The 22,771-nt window shown below is 64.1% G+C and carries 26 protein-coding genes; 12 read left to right on the forward strand and 14 right to left on the reverse strand.

The window, feature by feature from the left end; all coding sequences use genetic code 11:
* Positions 1-2: 2 nt before the first annotated feature.
* Positions 3-608 (forward strand): dephospho-CoA kinase, encoded by a 606-nt coding sequence (gene coaE, locus RFN28_RS11950; protein ID WP_320287543.1) that lies wholly within the window; start codon positions 3-5, stop codon positions 606-608.
* Positions 609-682: 74 nt separating this feature from the next.
* Entirely contained in the window at positions 683-1,387 is a 705-nt protein-coding gene (dnaQ, locus tag RFN28_RS11955) for a DNA polymerase III subunit epsilon (protein WP_320287544.1), read from the forward strand.
* A gap of 298 nt (positions 1,388-1,685) precedes the next feature.
* Here dnaQ and secB read toward each other — a convergent pair whose 3' ends face one another.
* The 3 genes from secB to RFN28_RS11970 all read right to left on the reverse strand — a co-directional run bounded on the left by secB (position 1,686) and on the right by RFN28_RS11970 (position 3,356).
* On the reverse strand, positions 1,686-2,186 hold the full coding sequence (secB, locus tag RFN28_RS11960; RefSeq protein WP_320287545.1) for a protein-export chaperone SecB: 501 nt from the start codon (positions 2,184-2,186) through the stop codon (positions 1,686-1,688).
* A 95-nt stretch (positions 2,187-2,281) separates the two neighbouring features.
* Positions 2,282-2,731: a RidA family protein gene (locus RFN28_RS11965; protein ID WP_320287546.1), complete on the reverse strand. Its 450-nt coding sequence runs from the start codon at positions 2,729-2,731 to the stop codon at positions 2,282-2,284.
* Positions 2,732-2,858: 127 nt separating this feature from the next.
* Positions 2,859-3,356: an FxsA family protein gene (locus RFN28_RS11970; RefSeq protein WP_320287547.1), complete on the reverse strand. Its 498-nt coding sequence runs from the start codon at positions 3,354-3,356 to the stop codon at positions 2,859-2,861.
* A 202-nt stretch (positions 3,357-3,558) separates the two neighbouring features.
* Between RFN28_RS11970 and RFN28_RS11975 the strand changes: the two genes are divergently transcribed.
* The 4 genes from RFN28_RS11975 to RFN28_RS11990 are packed head-to-tail and all read left to right on the forward strand — an operon-like array spanning position 3,559 to position 6,279.
* On the forward strand, positions 3,559-4,260 hold the full coding sequence (locus RFN28_RS11975; RefSeq protein WP_320287548.1) for a Tim44/TimA family putative adaptor protein: 702 nt from the start codon (positions 3,559-3,561) through the stop codon (positions 4,258-4,260).
* An 18-nt stretch (positions 4,261-4,278) separates the two neighbouring features.
* A complete protein-coding gene (gene mltA, locus RFN28_RS11980) occupies positions 4,279-5,385 on the forward strand; it encodes a murein transglycosylase A (RefSeq protein ID WP_320287549.1) in 1,107 nt (368 codons plus the stop codon).
* Complete coding sequence (locus RFN28_RS11985; RefSeq protein WP_320287550.1) at positions 5,382-5,903, forward strand: Smr/MutS family protein; 522 nt, start codon at positions 5,382-5,384, stop codon at positions 5,901-5,903. Before mltA ends, RFN28_RS11985 begins: the two co-directional genes overlap by 4 nt.
* 13 nt (positions 5,904-5,916) lie before the next feature.
* Positions 5,917-6,279, forward strand: coding sequence for a helix-turn-helix domain-containing protein (locus tag RFN28_RS11990; protein WP_320287551.1), 363 nt, complete (start codon positions 5,917-5,919; stop codon positions 6,277-6,279).
* 237 nt (positions 6,280-6,516) lie between these two features.
* On the opposite strand, the gene RFN28_RS11995 is transcribed toward RFN28_RS11990, so the two are convergent.
* The 3 genes from RFN28_RS11995 to RFN28_RS12005 form a co-directional block, all read right to left on the reverse strand.
* The gene (locus tag RFN28_RS11995) at positions 6,517-7,134 is read right to left on the reverse strand and encodes a transglutaminase-like cysteine peptidase (RefSeq protein WP_320287552.1); all 618 of its coding nucleotides are present in this window, start codon (positions 7,132-7,134) and stop codon (positions 6,517-6,519) included.
* 231 nt (positions 7,135-7,365) lie between these two features.
* Positions 7,366-8,643, reverse strand: coding sequence for a polyhydroxyalkanoate depolymerase (locus RFN28_RS12000; RefSeq protein ID WP_320287553.1), 1,278 nt, complete (start codon positions 8,641-8,643; stop codon positions 7,366-7,368).
* Between the two features lie 246 nt (positions 8,644-8,889).
* A complete protein-coding gene (locus RFN28_RS12005) occupies positions 8,890-9,252 on the reverse strand; it encodes a septal ring lytic transglycosylase RlpA family protein (protein ID WP_320287554.1) in 363 nt (120 codons plus the stop codon).
* Between the two features lie 307 nt (positions 9,253-9,559).
* On the opposite strand from RFN28_RS12005, the gene RFN28_RS12010 reads away from it, so the two are divergent.
* The gene (locus tag RFN28_RS12010; protein WP_320287555.1) at positions 9,560-9,745 is read left to right on the forward strand and encodes a hypothetical protein; all 186 of its coding nucleotides are present in this window, start codon (positions 9,560-9,562) and stop codon (positions 9,743-9,745) included.
* Between the two features lie 55 nt (positions 9,746-9,800).
* Here RFN28_RS12010 and RFN28_RS12015 read toward each other — a convergent pair whose 3' ends face one another.
* The 5 genes from RFN28_RS12015 to tauA all read right to left on the reverse strand — a co-directional run bounded on the left by RFN28_RS12015 (position 9,801) and on the right by tauA (position 13,832).
* Positions 9,801-10,730 carry a TauD/TfdA dioxygenase family protein gene (locus RFN28_RS12015; RefSeq protein WP_320287595.1) on the reverse strand — a complete coding sequence of 310 codons (930 nt, stop codon included), beginning with the start codon at positions 10,728-10,730 and terminating at the stop codon, positions 9,801-9,803.
* Between the two features lie 50 nt (positions 10,731-10,780).
* Positions 10,781-10,969, reverse strand: a complete 189-nt coding sequence (locus RFN28_RS12020; RefSeq protein WP_320287556.1) for a hypothetical protein — start codon at positions 10,967-10,969, stop codon at positions 10,781-10,783.
* Positions 10,970-10,990: 21 nt separating this feature from the next.
* The gene (locus RFN28_RS12025) at positions 10,991-11,851 is read right to left on the reverse strand and encodes an ABC transporter permease subunit (protein WP_320287557.1); all 861 of its coding nucleotides are present in this window, start codon (positions 11,849-11,851) and stop codon (positions 10,991-10,993) included.
* On the reverse strand, positions 11,848-12,621 hold the full coding sequence (locus RFN28_RS12030; RefSeq protein WP_320287558.1) for a taurine ABC transporter ATP-binding protein: 774 nt from the start codon (positions 12,619-12,621) through the stop codon (positions 11,848-11,850). Before RFN28_RS12030 ends, RFN28_RS12025 begins: the two co-directional genes overlap by 4 nt.
* Positions 12,622-12,818: 197 nt before the next feature.
* Complete coding sequence (gene tauA / locus RFN28_RS12035; protein WP_320287559.1) at positions 12,819-13,832, reverse strand: taurine ABC transporter substrate-binding protein; 1,014 nt, start codon at positions 13,830-13,832, stop codon at positions 12,819-12,821.
* A gap of 754 nt (positions 13,833-14,586) precedes the next feature.
* On the opposite strand from tauA, the gene RFN28_RS12040 reads away from it, so the two are divergent.
* On the forward strand, positions 14,587-15,927 hold the full coding sequence (locus RFN28_RS12040; RefSeq protein WP_320287560.1) for an FAD/NAD(P)-binding protein: 1,341 nt from the start codon (positions 14,587-14,589) through the stop codon (positions 15,925-15,927).
* 119 nt (positions 15,928-16,046) lie between these two features.
* Here the strand turns inward: RFN28_RS12040 and RFN28_RS12045 are convergent, their stop codons facing one another.
* Positions 16,047-16,817 carry a type 1 glutamine amidotransferase domain-containing protein gene (locus RFN28_RS12045; RefSeq protein WP_320287561.1) on the reverse strand — a complete coding sequence of 257 codons (771 nt, stop codon included), beginning with the start codon at positions 16,815-16,817 and terminating at the stop codon, positions 16,047-16,049.
* Positions 16,818-16,928: 111 nt separating this feature from the next.
* Between RFN28_RS12045 and RFN28_RS12050 the strand changes: the two genes are divergently transcribed.
* Positions 16,929-17,282, forward strand: a complete 354-nt coding sequence (locus tag RFN28_RS12050) for a winged helix-turn-helix transcriptional regulator (RefSeq protein WP_320287562.1) — start codon at positions 16,929-16,931, stop codon at positions 17,280-17,282.
* Positions 17,283-17,392: 110 nt separating this feature from the next.
* Here RFN28_RS12050 and RFN28_RS12055 read toward each other — a convergent pair whose 3' ends face one another.
* Positions 17,393-18,040: a cysteine hydrolase family protein gene (locus tag RFN28_RS12055; RefSeq protein WP_320287563.1), complete on the reverse strand. Its 648-nt coding sequence runs from the start codon at positions 18,038-18,040 to the stop codon at positions 17,393-17,395.
* The gene (locus RFN28_RS12060) at positions 18,037-18,366 is read right to left on the reverse strand and encodes a hypothetical protein (protein WP_126097001.1); all 330 of its coding nucleotides are present in this window, start codon (positions 18,364-18,366) and stop codon (positions 18,037-18,039) included. The genes RFN28_RS12055 and RFN28_RS12060 overlap by 4 nt, the downstream gene beginning before the upstream one ends.
* A gap of 448 nt (positions 18,367-18,814) precedes the next feature.
* Here RFN28_RS12060 and RFN28_RS12065 point away from each other — a divergent pair, with 448 nt between their 5' ends.
* From RFN28_RS12065 to RFN28_RS12075, 3 genes are all read left to right on the forward strand, one after another.
* The gene (locus RFN28_RS12065; RefSeq protein WP_320287564.1) at positions 18,815-20,251 is read left to right on the forward strand and encodes a pyridoxal-phosphate dependent enzyme; all 1,437 of its coding nucleotides are present in this window, start codon (positions 18,815-18,817) and stop codon (positions 20,249-20,251) included.
* Positions 20,248-21,417: a cystathionine gamma-synthase gene (locus RFN28_RS12070; protein WP_320287565.1), complete on the forward strand. Its 1,170-nt coding sequence runs from the start codon at positions 20,248-20,250 to the stop codon at positions 21,415-21,417. Before RFN28_RS12065 ends, RFN28_RS12070 begins: the two co-directional genes overlap by 4 nt.
* A 75-nt stretch (positions 21,418-21,492) precedes the next feature.
* Positions 21,493-22,734 (forward strand): D-amino acid dehydrogenase, encoded by a 1,242-nt coding sequence (locus RFN28_RS12075; RefSeq protein ID WP_320287566.1) that lies wholly within the window; start codon positions 21,493-21,495, stop codon positions 22,732-22,734.
* Positions 22,735-22,771: the final 37 nt, after the last annotated feature.

The following is a 22,771-nucleotide window of genomic DNA, read 5'->3' on the forward strand; positions in this document are numbered from 1 at the left end:
ACATGATCGTGCTCGGCCTCACCGGAACGATCGGCATGGGCAAGTCGACCACGGCGAAGATGTTCGCCGAAGCCGGCGTGCCGGTGCATGATTCCGACGAGACCGTGCATCGCCTCTATTCCGGCAAGGCAGCCCCTCTGGTCGAAGCGGCCTTTCCCGGCACGACAAAAGCCGGCGTCGTCGATCGCGCCAGGCTGGCCGAAAAGGTGCTGGGCGATGCCGCCGCGCTGAAAAAGCTGGAAGCGATCATCCATCCGCTCGTGCGCGCCGATGCCGATGCGTTCCTTGCCCGCCACCGCGCCGCCGGCGCACCGATCGCCGTGCTCGACATTCCGCTGCTGTTCGAGACCGGCGGCCGCAACCGGGTCGACAAGGTCGTGGTCGTCACCGCGCCTTCCGAGATCCAGCGCGCCCGTGTGCTGGAGCGGCCCGGCATGAGCGAGGAAAAATTCGCCGCCATCCTCGCCAAGCAGGTGCCGGACGCCGAAAAGCGTCGTCAGGCCGATTTCATCGTCGACACCGGCCAGGGTTTTGACGCCGCGCGCGCCGCGGTCGCAGCCATCGTTAGCGAATTGACGGGGGATAAGTCCGGCAAGGACGCCTCCTGACGCCACCTGTCAGCAGTGCATATTGCCATTTTGTTCCGGTTTGTGATTCTGCTCTTTGCAGCGGACTGATTCGAATGCGTGAGATCATCTTCGATACCGAAACCACCGGCCTCGATTTGCGCGACGACCGCATCATCGAACTCGGCGGAGTCGAGCTGGTCAATCGTTTCCCGACCGGCCGCACCTTCCACAAATTCATCAATCCGCAGGGGCGCGCGATCCATGTCGAGGCGCAGGCCGTGCACGGCATCAGCGCGGCCGACCTGGCCGGCAAGCCGACCTTCGCCGAAGTTGTCGAGGAGTGGCTGGCTTTCACCGACGGCGCCAAGCTGATCGCCCACAACGCCACCTTCGACATCGGCTTCCTTAACCTCGAATACAGCCGGCTCGGCCATCCGGCCATCGATCCCGGCTCAATAGTCGACACCCTGGCGCTGGCGCGCCGCAAGCATCCGATGGGTCCGAATTCGCTGGATGCGCTCTGCCGGCGCTACGGCATCGACAACACCCGCCGCACCAAGCACGGCGCGCTGCTCGACTCCGAATTGCTGGCCGAGGTCTATATCGAGCTCATCGGCGGCAAGCAGGCAGCGCTGATCCTGGACGCCGTGGCGGCGCAGGCGAACGGCACTGAGGTGGCCGACATCGACATCACGATCGGCGCAAGGCCCATCGCCCTACCGCCGCGACTGACCGAGGCCGACCGCGCCGCGCATGCCGGGTTGGTATCGGCGCTGGGTGAAAAGGCGCTGTGGCTGAAGGTGGCGGCCGCGGGTTGAGCGGCCGCTTCTGGCGCCGACCGCCGCGGTTAGCCGAATCGCCCATCCCTTCGTCATACTCGGGCTTGACCCGAGTATCCATGCCGTGACCTCTGCCGTAGATTGCAACGGTGCAGAATTCTGTAACCGTTGCAACGCTTTAGTGTAACGGCATGGATCCTAGGGTCTGCGCGCGTCGCTTCGCTCCTTGCTCCGCCCTAGGATGACGACTGAGATGTCATAGCGGCAAATCGCAAAAGTCGAAGACAAAAAAGCCCGGCGCGAGGCCGGGCTTCGGATAGGTTTGCGGTATCGCCTCTCAGCTCACCTTCACCTTGCTCGCCGCCTGGTCCTCGGCAATGCGCTGCTGGAACATCTGCGCGAAATCGATCGGGTCGAGCATCAGCGGCGGGAAGCCGCCGTTGCGGGTGGCGTCGGCGATGATCTGGCGGGCGAAGGGGAACAGCAGCCGCGGGCATTCGATGAACAGGATCGGCAGCATATGTTCCTGCGGGAAGCCGCTGATGGCGAAGACGCCGCCATAGACCAGCTCGACATTGAACAGCACTTCCTGGTCGAAGGAGGCTTTGGCGTTCAAGGTCAGGTTGACGTCGAACTGCTTGTCCGAAAGCGGATTGGCGTTGACGTTGACATTGATGGCGATGCCCGGAGCCTTGTCGCGGCCGCGCAGCGAATTCGGCGCGCCGGGGCTTTCGAAGGACAGGTCCTTCACATACTGGGCAAGCACGTTGAGCGAAGGCTGTGCCTGGTTGCCGTTGCCGTTTGCGGCGCCCGCCGCGCCGTCATCATTGCTGGCCATGAGCCTTTGTCCTTTTGCCTGGGCAGCATTGCTGACCGGATTGAAATCGGGGGTTCGCTACCATGGTCGGCAGGACAAAACAAGTTTTGCCGCCTTTATGCCTGTCGCCCAAAAGTGCGTAGCGGTTTTGGATACCGACATGCATCGGGCAATCGCATGTCGCCCAAAAAGTGCATACCGACCGCAACTCCGGACCTGGCATGGACGCAGGCGACCACCACATTCGCCGGTTTGTGATCCCCAAACAGGGAAATCTGCGCTTCTTCGATGATCGGAACGTGTTCATCGCGCTTGTAATCGACAATGTAGATTGTGATCTTGCAAACTTGGTCAGGCCGTGCACCTGCCGCGCTGAGCGCTCGGCCGAGATTGCCGAATGCCAGGCGCGCCTTCGCCGCGAAATCACCATGCCCAACGAGCTTGCCGCATATGTCTTCGGGCTGCTGACCGGAGACGAACACCAGCTTAGACCCCGTCGCGACGACAACCTGTGTGTACATCTCTGGGACTGGCAGATCGTCCGGGTTGATGAGTTCGAGCGGCATTGCACAATCTCCTCCTTCGTTCGACTGAAATTGGTGATCACCGGCGTCGCTGGCGCACAGGACGATGGCTGAGCGGGTCACGCCTATCCGCAAACGCTCGAAGCGTCACAATCGCCGCGAAACGGCACTAGTCGTCTTTCAGCCGCCGCCAGGGGGAATTGTGGTCGGGGCCGCGCGTGTAATCGTCGGCGCGCGAATAGTCGCTGTCGTCGAGATCGATGATCTTGTCGCGGCCGCGGGCGCGAAAGCCGCTGCTGAAGCTCGTCGCCATCACGATGCGGTTCTTGAGCAGGCGCCAGGCAAGATCCCGCACCGGCGGCAGCAGGAGCAGGATGGCGAAAATATCGGTGATGAAGCCGGGGATGATGAGCAGGATCGCCGCCAGCACGATCATCGCGCCATGCGCCAGCTGGCGGCTGGGATCGCGCCCGGCATCCATTTCCGCCCGCACCCGCGCCATGACGCCGAAACCCTGATGCCTGAGCAGCAGGCTGCCGGCGACGCTGGAAAGGATGACCAGCCCGACCGTTGCCAAAGCGCCTATTTCGCGGCCGACGATGACGAAGCCGGCGATCTCCAGGAGCGGCAGCAGGAGTAGGAACAGCGGGAAGAGTGAAACGCGCAAGTCTTTGGCCGATCGCTTTCTTCTTTTGCGGGCCTTCGGGCAATCGCCGCTGGCCCTGGCGCTCTTAGATAGGTATGGCTGCCTTTGATTTGAATGATTGCGCCCGCCGTTCTATATGCTTTGGGTGTTGAACGCTATGCGGCCGCCGCCTCTGTCAGGGCCCGGCGGTCCGGCCAGGACAGGGATCGAATTGGCGGAAGATATGGGTTTCTTCGACTTCGGCACGATTTTCTTCTTGATTGCGGCGGTTGTGATCTTCTTCCAGCTCCGCAACGTGCTGGGCCGTCGCACCGGAAACGAGCGCCCGCCTTTCGATCCCTATTCGGCAAGCCGCACGCCGGACGCGACCAAGAAGCCCGAAAATGTGGTGTCGCTGCCGCGCAAGCGCATGCCGGGTGAGACGGCGGCCGAGACCTATGCCGCGATCGACGCCTTCGCCAAGCCCGACAGCGATCTCAACAAGGGTCTGCGCACGATCAAGGACAACGACCCGTCCTTCGATCCGAAGACCTTCATCGACGGCGCCAAGATGGCCTATGAGATGATCGTCATGGCCTTTGCCGACGGCGACCGCAAAACGCTGAAGAACCTGTTGTCTCGCGAGGTCTTTGACAGCTTCGCCGCCGCGATCGGCGAGCGTGAGGCGAAATCGGAAAAGATCCAATCCTCCTTCGTCGGCATCGACAAGGTCGACATCGTCGCCGCCGAGATGAAGGGCACCGAGGCGCATATCACACTGCGTATCGTCAGCGAGCTGATTTCGGCGACCCGCGACAAGGTCGGCGCCGTCATCGATGGCGATCCCGAGAAAGTCGCCGAGGTCAAGGACGTCTGGACTTTCTTCCGCGACACCCGCTCGCGGGATCCGAACTGGAAGCTCGTCGCCACGGAAGAAGAAGATTGAGCCTGGGTGGCGGCTGTCATGTCGCTATCTTCCGCATTCAGCCAAACATCCTTTGACGGCCTGCCCGGCTGGGGCGAGGACGACCATCTGGCCGCCTTTGCGGCGTTCCGCCGCTCCGCCTTCCACGTGCCGGCCAAGCCCTATCGCACCGGTTCGCTCGGCGTCGCGTTCGATGCCTTTGCCGAGGCCTATGCCGAGGCGCGGTCGGCTTCGCCGGCGGACAGGTCCGAGGCGCGATCCTTCTTCGAGCGCCATTTCGTGCCTATGCTGGTGGCGGCGGACAGTGGCGGCGCCGGTCTCGTCACCGGCTTCTATGAACCGGAGGTCGAGGCCTCCCCGGTCAGGACCGAGCGGTTCACGGTACCGCTGCTTTCCCGTCCGGCCGACCTAATCGACATCGATGACAATAGCCGTCCAGCCGGCATGGACCCCTATCTTGCCTTCGCGCGCGAGACGCCGGCAGGTCCCGTCGAATACTTCGATCGCGCAGAGATCGAGCGCGGCGCGCTCTCCGACCAAAACCTCGAAATCGCCTGGCTCGCCGACAAGGTCGATGCCTTCTTCATCCATGTGCAGGGCGCGGCGCGGCTGACGATGACGGACGGCAGGCTCTGCCGCGTCACTTATGCCGCCAAATCCGGCCAGCGCTTTACCGGTCCGGGCAAGATCTTGAGCGAGCTCGGCGAAATCCCGCTTGCGAAAGTGACGATGCAGTCGATCCGCGCCTGGTTCAAGGCGCATCCCGACCGCGTCGACGAGATCCTGTGGCGGAACCGCTCCTACATCTTCTTCCGCGAGGCGCCGGTCGAGGATGCCGCGCTCGGCCCGATCGCCGCCGCCAAGGTGCCGCTGACGCCCGGTCGCTCCGTCGCCGTCGACCGGCTGCTGCATACGTTCGGCACGCCCTTTTACATCGATGCGCCGACGCTGACCGCCTTCGACCAAAAACCGTTCCGGCGGCTGATGATCGCGCAGGACACCGGCTCGGCCATCAACGGCCCGGCGCGCGGCGACCTTTTCGCCGGCTCTGGGGATGCCGCGGGCGAAATCGCCGGTGTGGTGCGCAACGCCGCCCACTTCTACGCGCTGGTCCCGCTCGGGCTGGTCAATGGGGTGCGCCGATGACGCGACGCGCCGACGAGCTCAGCGAGGACGACCGCATCCTCTGGAACCTGGTGGCGCGCACGACGCGGCCGCTGAAAGGCAAGACGGCGATCGAGATACCCGACATCGTCGAGCCGAAGCCGGCACCGGCGCCCGCGCCGGCCAACGGCGTTCCTACCGCCGCCGCCAAGCCGAAGCCGCAGCATGTCTCGCACGCGCTGGACGACCAAACGCTGCACAAGCTCGCCAAGGGCCGCCTGCCGATCGAGGGTCGCGTCGACCTGCACGGCATGACGCAGGACGAGGCCTATTCGCTGCTGCTCACTTTTCTGCATCGCGCGCATGCCGGCGGCATCCGCTATGTGCTGGTCATCACCGGCAAGGGCTCGTCCTCGGGTGGCGACGGCATCCTGCGGCGCTCCGTGCCGCACTGGCTGTCGACGCCGGCCTTCCGGCACCTGGTCTCCAGCCACGACCATGCCGCCCGCAACCATGGCGGCTCGGGCGCGCTCTATGTCCGGCTGAGGCGCACGCGTTGATGAGCAAGCCGGCATGACCCCGTTCGGCGAGAAGCTCAGGGCGCTGCGGGCCGAGCGCGGCGTCAGCCAGAAGGCGATGGCGCAGGCCATCGGCGTCAGCGCCGCCTATCTCTCGGCGCTCGAGCATGGCCGCCGCGGCGCGCCGACCTGGACGCTGATCCAGAAGATCATCGGCTATTTCAACATCATCTGGGACGACGCCGAGGACCTCGCCCGCCTCGCCGAAGCCTCGCATCCCAGGGTCAGGATCGACACATCGGGCCTGTCGCCCGCCGCGACCGAGCTGGCCAATCTTCTGGCCGAGAGCATCGAGAAGCTCGACGAGGCGCAACTGAGAAAGATTACCGCTTCGGTTCGGGCTGCGCTGCGCGGATAGTTGCCCGGATGAGGCAACCAACGTTGAAGGTTTCGAGAAGGCGAAGCCTCTTTTCGTCATCCTCGGGCTTTGACCCGAGGATCCATGCCGTGACCTTCGCCGAAGGGTGTAACGGAGCAAATTCTGCGCCGTCGAGACGCTCGAAAGTTACGGCATGGATCCCAGGGTCTGCGCCGCGTCGCTGCGCTCCTTGCTTCGCCCTGGGATGACGAAGCAGTGTGAGCCGAGACGTCGCGCCTACTGCACCGAGCCGACCAGCACCGCCTGGTCGTCGCGGATCGAGACCCAGCGGCCGGTGTTGTCGGTCGCCTGCCGCTTCAAATAGCGATAGCCGGTCGTGTCCCAGGCTTTGACCCTGTCGGTCAAATTGTCGAGGATGTAGTCACCCTTGTCGGTGCGCACCGTCAGCACCGAATGGCCTTCGCCGTCGGGCTTGCGCACCACGGTGATCAGGAGATCGGCAAGCGACATGCCCATGCGGTAGAGCTCGCGCCGCTTCTCCAGCACATAGTCCTCGCAATCGCCAAAGCCGTTGTCGGGATAGGTCCAGACCTCGTCCTTGCCGTAATTGTCGAGGTCGCTCATCGGCTTGACGGCGGCATTAACCTTGGCGGTGACGCTGACCAGCCTGCGCCAGAGCCCATCGGTCATACTGGCCGGCGCGAGATCAGTCGGGCGGATGTTGCATTCGCCGGGATGCGTCTTGCAGAAATCATAGTGCCCGATCGGTTGCGACGTGAGGCCGCCCGTGACCATGGCGCCCGCCGCCCATGCCGGCACCGCCCAATGAGCCGAAATCGCCAGCCCTGCGACTGCACACAAACGCAGCGTCCGCGCCATCGATGAGGAAGTCATTGTCCCCCGGGGTCCACCCTCGTTTCTTAACGAAACGTTAAAGGGGATTCACAGTGCGTGTCAATTAGAGACAAGGACTAGTTTGACGGGATGGTTACCCGCGCGATCCTGACAGCGGCACTCGCGCAACAGGGGCGCTTAAAGCCGCCCGGAACGGCTCAGCTTTTGATGGCAAGGGCATGAATCCCAGCCGCGGGGTACGTGCCGGGCAAGCATGCGCCCGCTCTTCGCTCAGCCCTTGGCGGAGCGGACCAGCTTCGGCTTCGCGGTTACCCGAGTCGAACGGCCATAGCTGGCGATGAAGTCGACGATGCGCGGCACGATCTCCGACCGGAAGCGCGAGCCGTTGAAGACGCCGTAATGGCCGACGGCCGGCTGCACGTAGTGGACCTGCCTGTCGGCCGGGATATTGACGCAAAGGTCGTGCGCGGCCTGGGTCTGGCCAAGGCCGGAAATGTCGTCGTTCTCGCCCTCGACGGTGAGCAGGGCGACATTGCGGATGACGCCTGGATCGATGGCCTCGCCGCGATGGGTCATCTCGCCCTTCGGCAAGGCGTGCCGCACGAACACGGTGTCGACGGTCTGCAGGTAGAACTCGGCCGTCAGGTCCATTACCGCCAGATATTCGTCGTAGAAGTCGCGGTGCTTCTCGGCGCTGTCGCCGTCATTTTTCACAAGGTGCATGAAGAAGTCCTTGTGGGCGATGATGTGGCGGTCGAGGTTCATGCTCATGAAGCCCGAAAGCTGCAGGAAGCCCGGATAGACCTCACGGCCGAAGCCGGGCACCGGCCAGGGCGCCTGCATGATGACGTTGTCGCGGAACCAGCCGATGCCCTTTTCCTCGGCCAGAAGATTGACCGCGGTCGGGTTGCGGCGCGTGTCGATCGGGCCGCCCATCAGCGTCATGGTCGACGGCACGAAGGGGTCGCCGCGCTTTTCCATCAGCGCCACCGCCGCCAGCACCGGCACCGAAGGCTGGCAGACCGCCATGACATGGGTATCGGGACCCAGCGCATGGAACATGTCGATGACATAGTCGATATAGTCGTCGAGATCGAAGCTGCCCTGCGCCAGCGACACCATGCGGGCATCGACCCAGTCGGTGATATGCACGTCGGCGTGGGGAAGCATCGCCTCGACCGTGCCGCGCAGCAGCGTCGCATAGTGGCCCGACATCGGTGCCACGATCAGAAGCTTCGGATCGGGCTTGCGATCAGAAGGCAGTGAACGCTCGAAGCGGATGAGGTTGCAGAACGGCTTCGACCAGACGGTTCGTTCGGTAACGTCGACGCTCTTCCAGTCGACCACCGTCTTGGTCAGGCCGAATTGCGGCTTGCCGTAGCGGCGCGTCGTGCGCTCGAACAGTTCAGCGGCTGCCGCGACCGAGCGGCCGAGCGGTGTGTGCGAAACCGGATTGAGCGGGTTTGAATAGAAGAACCGCACCGCGTCGGCATAGAGACGGGCGGGCTGTAGCGCCGCATGGTTCAATTCGTAGAGCTGGTAGAACATCAAGAACCTCGCTGCTGCCTGACGACCGAAGGGACGACGAGCAGCGCCGAGCCTTGAATGTCTCGCAGTGAGGTTAACAAGATATTGTTGCGACGCAATAGGTCAACTGGCGTGACGAATGCTGCTTTGGTCCAAACTGTTGATAACCGGCGCCCCGCGGCGGAGCCGGCTCAATGTGCGCCGCCGCAATATGTAGGAAATGTGTCCGGCTCCCTCTTGCCGGACACTCAGACCATGATCCCGAACCTAGACGCGCGCCATGCAGACCGCGGTGTGGCCCGAGCCGATGAAGCCGAGCTGGGTAGCGGCGCCGCGGGAAAGGTCGAGCAGACGGCCCCTGACGAACGGTCCGCGATCGTTGATGCGCACGACGACGCTGCGGCCGTTGTCCTTGTTGGTGACCCTGAGCTTGGTGCCGAATGGCAAGCTGCGGTGGGCGGCGGTCAGTGCGGCGGGGTTCATGCGCTCGCCGGAAGCGGTTCGCGAATGTAGCGCGTACCAGGAAGCGCGACCGCATTGCGCGGCGGCTGAGGAGGCGGAAGAGGCGCCAGCCATCAGGCCAGCCGCGATCGTTGCCGCGACAAGCGCGGCGCGGTTGGTTTTCTTCATCTTTTAGGGGTGGGCTCCGTTTATAGACAACCCGCCGTAGGTGCTGAATGAGGCGGGAAATGCGGCGACCGTCTGGCGGTTCCATGGCAGTGGCACACGTTTGGAGTCGCCGCGAAACAGTTTGTCATGACATTTCCGGCATGCACCGGCGTATTCTTTGTGAAGACTGAGCCGATTTGCGGGAAGTGTTGAGTAGGATCGGCCGTCACTATGCAAGTAGAAGAGGGAGCGATTGCTTCGCGTCCTTTTGATCTTTTATTGCGCGTGCGTTCCGGTTGAAGATCGACTTTCCGGGGGGATTTCGCTGATGCGATTGATCAGGATTTTGCTGGCGCTGATCGTGCTGGCGATCGGCGTGCTGTGGTCGCTGCAGGGCCTCGGGCTGGTCCCGGGCAGCTTCATGACCGGCCAGAGGGAGTGGCTCTATATCGGGCTCATCACCATTCTGGTCGGCCTGATCGGCCTCCGCTGGGCAAACCGCTCGCGCATCTGAGGGAGGGAAGCCCCTTCTGCCACGGGGGAGAAGGGGGGTGCTGCTCCGCCTGCCTTCAGGCAGCCTTTGCCGCCGGCTTGGCCGTCTTGACGTGGGTCACGCTGCGGCGTCCGTCGACACTGACCGGCACATCGCCGTCGACAGTGGCGCGACGAACGATCCGGTGCTGGTCGCCATAGTCGTTCACCGCATAATGCTGGGTGGCCCGATTGTCCCAGATCGCGACGTCGCCGGCCTGCCACCGCCACCGCACGGTGTTCTCGGGCGTGGTCACGTAGCTCTGGAACAGCTCGTAGAGCTTTGCGGAGTCGCTCTTTGACAGGCCGACAAAGCGCTGGACGAAGTTGCCGAGCAGCAGCGAACGCTCCCCGGTTTCCGGATGCACGCGCACGACAGGATGCTCGGTTTCGTAGACGGTCGAGGTAAAAACCTCCTCGAAATGCTTTCTTTCCTCGGCGGTGGCGCGGGGCCGGACGGCGGCGTAGTCGTAGGCATTGCTGTGAATGGCCCAGAGATTGTCCGCCAACAACTTGAGCGGTGCCGGCAGGCTTTCATAGGCGGCATGGGTGTTGGACCAGATGGTATCGCCTCCGGCCGCAGGGATGACGACGCCGCGAAGCACGGAGAATTTCGGATAGGCGTCCACGAAGGTCACGTCCGTATGCCACTGGTCCGCGCGGCCGCCGCCGCGGCTGGAATCCAGATTGAGGATCGAAGCGGTGCCTGCCGCCGGCCCTTGCGTCGGATGGGGCACGAGATTGCCCAGGCGCCGCGCAAACAGTTCGTGCTCAGAATCGTCGAGATGGTCCTGGCCACGGAAGAAGACTACCTTGTGCTTCAAAAGAAGCTGATTGATCGCCGCGATAGTGGCGTCCGACAGGCTTCCGCCAAGGCGGATGCCCCTGATTTCGGCGCCCACACGGGCGGTCAGCGGAATGACATCGGCAGGCGGAATGACCTGATCGGCGGCGGCCAAATTGCTCATAGGTATCTCCTCGTTATTGGTTGGGGAAAGGACAGGTGTATCGAGGCCGATCACTGCGACCAGTACTGCCAGGCCCAGTAGAAACTCTCGTCGCGTGGCGGCAGGCGGCCGCGCTCTGCGTTGAGCTGGACCGGCGCCGGCGATCTGGGCGCGTCTTCCCGTGTTTGTCTGTCCTCATCAGGAAGGCGCAGAAGCCAGTGGCCGAGATGGGCGAAAAGCACTGCGGTGGAATGGGTCATCGTCATTCTCCTTGGCTCAGATCATTCCCGCCCCGCCCAGGGCACCAGCGCGCGTTCGACCCTGCGGATGACGAATTCCAGCGCAAACGCGATCGTCGCGATCACCAGGATGCCCATCACCACGACATCGGTGACCAGGAACTGCGCCGCCGACTGGATCATGAAGCCAAGCCCGCGCGTCGCCGCCACCAGCTCGGCCGCGACAAGCGTCGACCAGCCGGCGCCGAGCGCGATGCGCAGGCCGGTGAGGATCGAGGGCAGCGCGCTGGGCAGCACGACATGGCGCACGACCTGCCCGCGCGCAGCACCCAGCGAACGCGCCGCGTCGATGCGCTCGCGCGAGACGCCGCGCACGCCGGCGGCGGTCGACAGCGCCACCGGCGCCAGCATGGCGATCGCGATCACCAGGATCTTCGACGGCTCGCCGATACCGAACCAGATGACGATCAGCGGCAGGTAGGCGAGCGGCGGGATGGGGCGCAGGAATTCGAGCAGCGGATCGAACACGCCGCGCCCGATCCTGCTGATGCCGATGGCGAGCCCGACCGGAACGCCGATGACGATCGCCACGACCAGCGCCGCAAACACGCGCCAAAGACTCGCGGCAATGTGCTGGAGCAGCGTCGCATCGACGAAACCGTCGCGGGCGACCACGACGAACTTTGCCCAGACGGCGGCGGGCGAGGGAAGGAAGACCGGCGACACCAGCTGCAACTGGGCCGACACCGTCCAGGCGGTCAACAGGATGAGGATGGTGAGGGCGCTGATCAGCCGCGCCGAAATGCCGGAACGCTTGCGCCGCGGCCGCGACCACGGCACGGAGAACCCGTCGGTCTCGCCGGCTTTTGCCCCCGGACGCTCGGTATAGGCGCCGACGCTCATGCCGCCTCTCCTTCAAAGATCGCCTCGGTCAGGTCTGCGCGGGCTGCGGCAAAAGCCGGATCCCCCTTGATCGCGCGGATCGGCTCGCCGGTGGCATAGCGCCGGCCGAAATGCGTCTCGAAGGTCCGCACCACATGCCCTGGTCCAGGCGCCAGCACCACGATCCTGGTGGCAAGCACCAGCGCCTCCTCAATGCCATGCGTCACCATCAGCACGCCGGCGCGGCTTGCGGCCCAGAGGTCGAGCAGGGTCGTCTGCATGCGCTCGCGCGTCAGCGCGTCGAGCGCGCCAAGCGGCTCGTCGAGCAGCAGGAAGTTCGGCTCCGCGGCAAGCGCCCGCGCCAGGCCGACGCGTTGCCGCATGCCGCCGGAGAGCTCCCAGATGCGCTTGTCGCCGGCGCCGTCGAGCTTGACCAGCGACAGCAATTCGTCGGCGCGCCGCGCTCGCTTGTCGGCGCTCACGCCACGCAGCCTGAGCGCGAAAGCGACGTTTTCCCGCGCGGTCAGCCAGGGAAACAGAGCATCGTTCTGGAAGACGACGGCGCGGTCTGGTCCGGGCGCGGTGATCGGCCGGTCGCCGACCGTGGCCTGGCCGCGCGCGGGCTCGACCAGTCCGGCGGCGACGTTGAGCAGCGAGGTCTTGCCGCAGCCGGAGCGGCCGACAAGCACGACGAAGTCACCCTTACCGATATCGAGCGACACATGTTCGACCGCTGGCGCTGGCTGGCCGTCATAGTGGACGGTGATCTTGTCGAGCGTCAGATGCGGCATTGGGCTCAAGCCTCCGCTGCCAAAGCAATTCCAGGAAAAGTGTGAAGCGGTTGGGCTCGGCGACTTCGCCGCAGCCTTCCGTCCGGAATTGCGCCAAACCAAAGATCGGGTGCCTGCCCCGATGCCGCTCCTCGTAAGCGGTCCGGGACAGGCAAGCGCGCGGCCAGGGAAGAAGGGCCGCGCGAACGCTGAGTGCATCAGTTCGAGGCGAGCGCCTCGCTGGCATATTTCGATGTCACGTATTTCGAGTAATCGGGCAGCACCGCGTCGATCTTGCCTTGCTCCTTGAGGAAGGCGGACGTTGCCGCGATCGCCTTGACCGTGGCGCCGCCGAGGAACTTGTCCGAGGCCTGCTGGTCCAGCGTCGGGAAGACATAGCCCTTGAGCAGCTCCGGCACCTCTTCCAGCTTGGCGCCGGTGAGCTTGGCGATCTTGCCGGCCTCCGGCGAGGACACCGACCAGGTCTCGGGCTTGGCCAGGTATTGGGCATAGGCCTCGCCGGTCACCTTGACGAAGTCGCGCACGGCTTCCGGGTGCTTGTCGGCGAAGTCGGTGCGGACGATCCAGGCGTCGAATGTCGGTGCACCCCAGGCTGCCACTTGCGCGGAATCGAGCACCACCTTGCCGGAGGTCTTGATCTGGCCGAGCGCCGGATCCCAGACATAGGCTGCGTCGATGTCGCCGCGCGCGAAGGCGGCGGCGATTTCCGGCGGCCTGAGGTTGAGGATCTCGACCGACTTCGGATCGACGCCTTCATGCTTCAGCGCCGCAAGCAGGCTGTAATGCGTGGTCGATACGAACGGCACGGCCACCTTCTTGCCGGCGAGATCGGCGATTTTCTCGATGCCGGCGCCGTTGCGGGCGACCAGCGCCTCGGACGGACCGATTAGCCCGACCACGAAGATGGTCTGGATCGGCAGCTCGCGGCTGGCGGCCGCGGCCAGCGGGCTCGAGCCGACATAGCCGATATCAACCGAGCCGGAGGCGACCGCCGCGATCACATCGGCGCCGGAATCGAACTTGCGCCAGTCGATCGCGGCTTTGGTCGCTTTTTCATAGGCGCCGTCGGCCTGCGGCACTTTCGAAGGCTCGACCACCGTCTGGTAGCCGATGGTGATCTTGAGGTCTTCAGCCGCGGCCGGGCCGAGCAGGGCAGCACCCCCAAGGGCCGCCGACGACAGAAGCAGAATGCGTCGCGAAATGGTCGACATGAAAGGCTCCGTTCAAAGGAGAAAACCGGATTGCCTTTCTATCGTCTGTTAATTCTATCGGGTTTGTAGAGTTAAATCCTTCCAACAACGCAGGTTTTGTTGGAAAAGTGTCGCCAGATATCGACGGAACGGGCGCAAAAGGATGGTCGCGGGTGCTTGGTGGCCGGAGCCTCTCGGAGATTGGCTGAGCCGTCCCTTCTGTCGTCATCACGACCAGCTTGGCACATTCGATGCCGCAAGGGGCCGTCCACCCATCATTCTAGGGCGGAGCAAGGAGCGAACGCGCGCAGACCCCAGGATCATGCCGTGACATGCGGGCGCCGCCACGGCGCAGGACTTAATATGCTGCACGCGACAGATACTGCTCCGCCGCATTCCTCGGCCAAAGTAACGGCATGGATCCCAGGGTCTGCGCTCCGCTTCGCGTCGCTTCGCCCTGGGATGACGAAGCCGATCGATGCGCTGGGGGTCAGGGACGGAGAGGCCGCTGCGAACGAAAATCCGCGTGTCACCTTTCCCGGATAAATCTGTGCCCCAGATAGCGGCGGAATTGAAACGGGATTCCGTGTGCGACTGGTTAAGTATAGTAACCTTATCGACATTAGGGAGAGAGAACGATGCGCGACCATCTGAATTGCATACCGCCAGTCGTTCGTGGCGCCGGCCTGACGGCCACGCCATCGGCTGCTTCGTCGCGGCCGGCGTTGGCCGCCTAGGCCCGATCGCGGCTCCTCGACAGCTCCTGAATCTCACCATGATTGGACGCGGCAACTCGATCATCATTGTCGGCGGCGGCGCCAGCGGCGTCGTGATGGCCGCGCATCTGCTCAAATCGTCCAATCCGGATCTGCGCGTCACGCTGATCGAGAAGCGGCCGCATTTCGGCCAGGGCATGGCCTATTCGACGCTGCTTTCCGCCCATGTGCTCAATGTCAACGCCTCCGGCATGAGCGCCTATGCCGACGACCCAAGCAATTTCGCGCGCTGGGTGCTGGAGCGCGGTCTCGCCAAACCGGACCAGGGACCGTTCTACGCGCCGCGCAGCCTCTATGCCCGCTATCTGAAGGAATTGCTCGACGATCTCGAGGAACGGGAGCGCGACACCGGAAGGCTGCGCCTGATTCGCGAGGAGAGCCTGTCGATCTCGCCGACCTCGGCAGGCGTCGAGGTGGCCTTGGCCAACGGCACCAGCGTCGTCGGCCATCTTGCCGTTTTGGCCACCGGCCATGACGAGCAGCCGGGCGCCTTCCAGGGTCGCGCCATCCGCATGGGCTCGGATGCCGACACCGCGCTCGAGCCGCAAGCTTCGGTGCTGGTGCTCGGCACGGGCCTCAGCATGGTCGACGCTTTCCTGTCGCTGCAGCAACGCGGCCATCGCGGCGAGATCGTTGCCGTGTCGCGGCGCGGCCTGCTGCCCTCGCCGCACCGCAAGGGCAACCCGATCAAGCTCGACGTCGCCGACATTCCGCTCGGCACCCAGCTCTCCTATTTCGTTGGCTGGTTTCGCAACCTGATCCGCGAGAACCAGAAGGCCGGCGGCGACTGGCGCGATGTCGTCGACGGTCTGCGGCCCTTCAACCAGAAGATCTGGCAGAACTGGCCGTCCTCGGCCAAGCGCCGCTTTGTCGAGCACACCAAGGCCTGGTGGGACATCCATCGCCACCGCATGGCGCCGGAGGTCTATGAGCGCGTCACCGAAGCGGTCGACTCAGGCCGCATCCGCCTCGTCGCCGGCCGGGTTGTGGACATCGAGGAGAACGATGGTTTTGCCGTAAAAATCCAGCAGCGCGGCACGCAGGCGCTGGAGGCGCTCGAAGTCGCCCGCATCTATGACTGCATGGGCATTGCCCGCGACATCTCGAAGACGTCGAACGGGCTCGTGCGCTCGCTTGTCGAGCGCGGCCTGGCGCGTCCCGACCCGCTTCGCCTCGGTCTCGATGTCACCGCCAGATGCGAGCTGATCGCGGCCGACGGCACGGTGTCGTCAAAGCTCCTCGCCGTCGGCCCGCTGACGCGCGGCACCTTCTTCGAGATCGACGCCATTCCCGATATCCGGGTCCAATGCGCCAGGCTCAGCAAGCAGTTGCTGGGCTAAAAGCATGTCTCCCGAAGTGGGAACCGGTTTCGGGATAAAGACATGCGTAAAATCAAAGACCTAAAGCGCATGGAGCGAATCTGAAAGATCGCGACGCGCTTTAGGCTCCAGGTTGACCTTCAGCCGCCAAGCGCCTCGCAGACGGCCCGCGCGGTTTCGGCTCCGGAAAAGTTCTGCTGGCCGGTGATGAGATTGCCGTCTCGCACGGCAAAGCCGCGCCATAGGCCTGCCTGGACATAGTTGGCGCCGATCGCCTTGAGCTCGTCTTCGATCCGCCACGGCATCAGATGCTTGCCGCGTTCGAGCGCGCCCATTTCCCAGGTGGCGTTGTCGGCAAAGTCCTCCTCGATGTTGGCAAAACCCGTGACGGTCTTGCCGGCCGCAAGCAGCGTTCCGTCGGCGCGCCTGGCATAGCGCAGGATGGCGGTGCCATGACAGAGCGCAGCCGCCACCTTGCCGGCCTCATGGAAAGCGACGAATGTCTGCTGCAGACCGGTCGCGCGCTCATAGGTGAACATCGGCGACTGGCCGCCGGCGACGACGATCGCGTCGAAGCGCTCGACGTCGATCTCCGAAACCGGCCGCGTGTTGTCGATCAGGACCGAGAGTTTCGGGCTCGAAATGAAGCCGAGCGAGATGAGGTCGGTTTCGGAATAGCCTGACGGATCGCGCGGGTCGCTCAGCGCATCGGCCTCGCACTTGCCGCCGTCGGGCGAAAAGATCTCGACTTGATAGCCGCGTTCGGTGAAGGCGAACCAGGGATGGGTAAGCTCGCTCCACCAGAAGCCGACCGGCCATCCGGTCGTGGTCGAGACGGCCGGATTGGCGATGACGATCGCCACGCGTTTCGGCTTGCGCGCATTGACTGGGTTCGGGTCCCGCAAACTCATGATGGCTCCTCCTCTGTGAAGTCTATGCCGGGCAAAGCATGCCGTCGCCTCGCCACATGGCCGGGTAATTTCTGCTTTCGCCACGCTCGGCCCTTGCCTAGGATTTGGCGCATGACACAACGCGGTAGACTGTATGGCTGTCCGGTCGAGTTCGCTCTCGACGCACTCGGCGGCAAGTGGAAGACCGTGATCCTGGCGCGCATAAAGGAAAAGCCGATGCGCTATTCGGAACTGCGCCGGCTGATCCCCTCGCTCTCCGACAAGATGCTGACGCAGCGCCTCGCCGATCTCGTCGAGATCGGCTTCGTGACGCTCGAGACATCGCCCGACGGCAAGGGGCGCTACGCCCTGACCGGGCGCGGACGCGATCTCGCCACGGCGCTCCAGGCGCTCTACGATTGGGGCAGCGTGCATGGCCGCGCCGAAGGCGTGCGCTTCCGCACCGATATCGACGCAGCTGCCTAAAGCGCGTCGCGATCTTTCAGATTCGCTCGTGCGTTTTAGGTCTTTGATTTTACGCATGTCTTTGTCCCGAAACCGGTTCCCACTTTCGGGAGACATGCTCTAGCCGAGCATCAAGCCGCATCGGCGAGCGCGCCGCAAAAGCCCGCGACATCGGTGACGACCGCTTCGCCGAGGAAGCGAAGCGTCGCCATCGAGCGGTCGCGCGCTTCCTGGTTGCCGAAGCCGCAGGCGTCCTCGATCACTACGGCCGCAAAGCCGTTATCGGTCGCCTGCCGCACCGTCGGCTCGATGCCTATCTCCATGGCGATGCCGGCAAGCGCCACAGCCCGCACGCCGCAATCGCGCAACGCAAGGCCGAGCGAAGTGGAATCGAAGGCCGACATGGTCAGCTTGTCGAACACAGCCTCGTCCGGGCGCGGTGCGAGCTCGGCTACGATCCGCGTCGCTTCGGCGTCGCGCAGAAACCAGGGCTCTACCGCAGCAGGGTCGCCCTGCCGCTGCCACGCCATGGCGGTGCGCAACTGCGTGGCGCCCATCCATTTCTTCGGCAGCGACAGATGGCGCGTGAACGCCACCCGCATGCCGGCCGAGCGGGCTGCTTCGAGCACGGTGACTGTGCGTTCGATGATCGTCGCCGCGCCTGCGACCTGGCGGCAGATGCCGACCTGCATGTCGTAGACGACCAGCGCCATGCGGCGCGGATCGCACCATTCGGCCAGGCTGGTCGGGATCTCGATGCCTTCATTTGAGTGGATCATGCCGCCGTCCGATCCCAGGGCTTGGCGATGTCGACGGTCGGGTCGAACAGGAATTCGAGCGGCAGCGGCGCGTCGAAGGCGATGAAATGCCATTCCAGCAGCCCGGCCTTGGACAGCGGGAAATCGTCAGTGTAGCGCCTGGCCTCCTCGACGCTGTCGAGCTCGAAGACGATGATGACGCCGCCGACGTCGGCGCGCGCATAATTCTCGCGCACGATGCCTGCCTTCCAAAGCCGCCAGACATTCGAGACCTCGTCGCGCAGATAGGGCCTGAGGTCGTCGAGCGTGACGCCGGGCTTGAAATTGTCATAGGCAAGAATCTTCATCGGCTACTCCTTGCATTGGCCCCGCGCAGCGTTCGGCTAGCATGTGGGAATCGGCCGCGGCAACGAACGACATGGTTCGTTGAATCATCGCGGCGGTTGGCCTCTGTGCTGGTGGGTCGGCTCCCAGGGAGGAACGAGAAGACCAGGCGGCGGTTGAGTGAGGGCCGGACTTGGGCACCGAAATTTCTGAGGTTCGGCGGGACAGGGGGGTGTGAAGGAACGCGACATAGATAGTCGATCCCCAACCACCCTTCTCGTCAGGCCCTTCGCGAAATTCCATTCCCCCACTCGCCGCCGGATTGGCACGATCTATCTTCTTTCCAAGCCAAAAGGGCTGGAAAAGACGCTCCTGTGTGATGCGTGAAGCCGGAATGGATTCCGGCCGGCATCATGCGCGAGATTGTAACTGGTCACCCGCGTCGAGCTTGCTTCCATGGAGGGCCCCGAGATGAGCGTGCACAGGAAAGCGGCGCCGGACGGCGCGGAAAGCAATTTGTCACGGCTACGGCCGCCTTACGCCTCGGTGCTCGACCTGATCGGCCAGACGCCGATCGTTGAGCTCACCAAATTCGACACCGGCAAGTGCCGGCTGTTCATCAAGCTCGAAAGCCAGAACCCCGGCGGCTCGATCAAGGACCGCATCGCGCTGTCGATGATCGCGGCGGCCGAGAAGGCGGGCCAGCTGAAGCCCGGCGGCACCATCGTCGAGGCCACCGCTGGCAACACCGGCCTCGGCCTCGCCCAAGTCGGCATTCCCAAGGGCTATCGCATCATCCTCGTCGTGCCCGACAAGATGTCGCGCGAAAAGATCCAGCATCTGCGCGCTTTAGGCGCCGAGGTGCGCATGACCCGCTCCGACGTCGGCAAGGGCCATCCCGAATATTATCAGGACATGGCGGAAAAGATCGCCGCCGAGCTGCCCGGCGCTTTCTATGCCAACCAGTTCGCCAACCCGGCTAACCCGCTGGCGCATGAAACCACCACAGGCCCGGAAATTTTCACCCAGCTCAATGGCGACGTCGATGCGGTGGTGGTCGGCGTCGGTTCCGGCGGCACCCTTACAGGTGTCGGCCGCTTCTTCGCGAAAGCCTCGCCAAAGACCGAGATGGTGCTTGCCGATCCGGTCGGCTCGGTGCTGGCGCCGCTGATCAAGACCGGCAAGATGGAAGAGGCCGGCAGCTGGACCGTCGAAGGCATCGGCGAGGATTTCGTCCCGCCCAATGCCGATCTCTCGCTGGTCAAAAAGGCCTATTCCATCACCGACAAGCAAAGCATGCTGGCGGTGCGCGATCTGCTGTCCAAGGAAGGCATCCTCGCCGGCTCATCCTCCGGCACGCTTTTGTCGGCGGCGCTGCGCTACTGCCGCGAGCAGACCTCACCCAAGCGCGTTGTCACCCTCGTCTGCGACAGCGGTAACAAATACCTGTCGAAGGTGTTCGACGATTTCTGGCTGGCCGAGCAGGGCCTTGCCGAGCGCGAGCAGCATGGCGACCTGCGCGATCTCGTTATGCGCACCTACCGCACCGGCGACACGGTCTGGGTCGGCCCTGACGAAAGTCTGCTCAATGCCTATGGTCGCATGCGCCGCTCCGATGTCTCGCAGCTCCCGGTGCTGGATAACGGCAGGCTGGTCGGCATCGTCGACGAGAGCGATATCCTGGCCAAGGTCGACGGCCCCTATGACGGCCGCTGGGACCGCTTCAATGCCCCGGTGCTCACGGCCATGACTTCGACCTTGCACACGCTGCAGGCCAGCCAGACGCTCGACGCGCTGCTTCCCGTCTTCGACCGCAACGAGGTCGCCATCGTCTTCGACGGCGACGAGTTCATCGGCCTGATAACCCGTATCGACCTGATCAACCATCTGAGGCGCCGCGCAAAATGACCACATCCGGCAGGAACCGCCTGGCCTTCTCCACCCGCACCATCCATGGCGGCCAGAGCCACGATCCGACCACCGGCGCGGTGATGGTGCCGATCTACGCCACCTCGACCTATGGCCAGCAGTCGCCCGGCGTGCACAAGGGTTTTGAATATGCCCGCAGCCAGAACCCGACGCGCTTTGCCTTCGAGCGCGCCGTCGCCGATCTCGAAAGCGGCACGAAGGCCTTCGCTTTCGCCTCGGGCCTTGCCTCGATCTCGACCGTGCTGGAGCTGCTCGATGCCGGCGCCCATGTGGTGGCCACCGACGACATTTACGGCGGCACCTTCCGGCTGATGGAGCGGGTGCGCAAGCGCTCGGCCGGCCTGCAGGTGAGCTTCGCCGACTTCACGGACCTCGCCGCCGTCGAAGCCGCGATCCGGCCGGAAACAAAACTGCTTTGGGTCGAAACGCCGACCAATCCGCTGCTGCGCATCGTCGATCTTGAAGCGGTCGCTTCGCTGGCCAAGCGCAAGGGCCTGATCACGGTCGCCGACAACACTTTCGCCAGCCCCTACATCCAGCGGCCGCTGGAGCTCGGCATCGATATCGTCGTGCATTCGACGACGAAATACTTGAACGGCCATTCCGATATGGTGGGCGGCGTGGCGGTGGTCGGCGACGACAAGGATCTCGCCGACCGGCTGAAATTCCTGCAGAACGCCATCGGCGGCATTTCCGGCCCATTCGACAGTTTCTTGGCGTTGCGCGGCATCAAGACCCTGGCGCTGAGGATGGAGCGCCATTCCGCCAATGGCCTGAAGATCGCCCAGTGGCTCGAAGGCAGGAAGGACGTCCGCCGCGTGATCTACCCCGGGCTTGCCAGCCACCCGCAGCACGAGATCGCAAAACGCCAGATGCATGCCTTTGGCGGCATGATCTCGGTCGATCTCGACCGCGATCTTGCCGGCACCAAGCGCTTCCTCGAACGCACGCAGCTCTTCACGCTGGCCGAAAGCCTCGGCGGCGTCGAAAGCCTGATCGAGCATCCGGCGCTGATGACGCATGGCTCAATCCCGTTCGAAAAGCGCGGGGCTATCGGCATCTCCGATTCGCTGGTGCGGCTGTCGGCCGGTATCGAGGACGGCGATGACCTGATCGCCGATCTGGAGCAGGCTTTACAGGGCTGACTGGCCCATAAGTCCGGGCTTTGCAATTTCCGATTACACTTTACAGTGTGCCGGCTTGCGATCTCCGGAGGCGTCATGCGCGTGATCGTGTTGGGTGGCGGCGTTGTCGGCGTCACCACTGCCTATCAGCTGCAGAAGGACGGGCACGAGGTCGTCATCCTCGAGCGCCAGCCGCAAGTCGCCGCCGAGACCAGCTGGGGCAATGCCGGCATGATCGCGCCAGGCCATTCCTTCGTCTGGTCGTCGCCCAAGGCGCCGATGATCCTGCTGAAGTCGTTGGTGCTGAAGGACCAGGCGCTGCGCTTCAGGCTGTCGGCCGATCCCAGGCTCTACAGCTGGTCCTGGCTGTTCCTGATGGAATGCACGGCTGACAAGGCCAGGCGCAACACGCTGCTCAAGCACCGCCTTGCCGCCTATTCGCAATCGGTCCTGCATGAGGTCATCGCCGACGAGCAGATAGACTACGACCGCAACGATCGCGGCATCCTCTATTTCCACCGCAGCCAGCAGGCGCTCGACAAAGGCGTCGAGCACATGAAGCTGCTCGAATCCGACGGGCAGGAGATCAGGGTGCTCGACCGCGACGGCGTCATCGCGCTCGATCCTTCGCTGGCCTCCGCCAGGGACAAGATCGCCGGCGGCATCTATTGCCCGACCGACGAGACCGGCGATCCGGCGAAATTCACCCGGGCGCTCGCGGCCAAGGTCGCCGAACGCGGCGGCGAAATCCGCACCGGTACGACCATCACCGGCATCGAGACCTCGGGCGACGGCGTGACCCAGGTGCGGACCGACAAGGGGAGCGTGAAGGGCGATGCCTATGTTCTGGCGCTCGGCTCCTACAGCCCGCTGATGGCAAAAACGATCGGCATCAGCCTGCCGATTTACCCGATCAAGGGCTATTCGCTGACCATTCCCGTCGGCAACCGGCCGCATCCGCCGACCATCGCTTCGGTGGACGAGCACAATCTGGTTGCCATCTCGCGTTTCGGCGACCGCATCCGCGTCACCGCCACGGCGGAATTCGCCGGCTACGACACCAGCCACAAGCCGGCCGATTTCGCCTTCATGAAGGGCGTGACGCAAGAGCTTTATCCGGAAGGCGCCGACTATGACCGCGCCGAGATGTGGGCGGGCTTGAGGCCGATGACCCCGAACAATCTGCCCGAATTCGGACGGCGCCGCCTTGGCAACCTCTATCTCAACACCGGGCATGGCCATATCGGCTGGACCATGTCGCATGGCTCGGCCCGCATCACCGCCGACCTCATCGCCGGCTGCCGGCCGGCAATTTCCATGGATGGACTTTTGAACTGAACGCGCGGGTCCCGGACCGGATCCGACCGAGAAAGGG

Source organism: Mesorhizobium album (genome assembly GCF_033977205.1).
In the GTDB taxonomy this organism is placed as follows: Bacteria; Pseudomonadota; Alphaproteobacteria; order Rhizobiales; family Rhizobiaceae; genus Mesorhizobium; species Mesorhizobium album.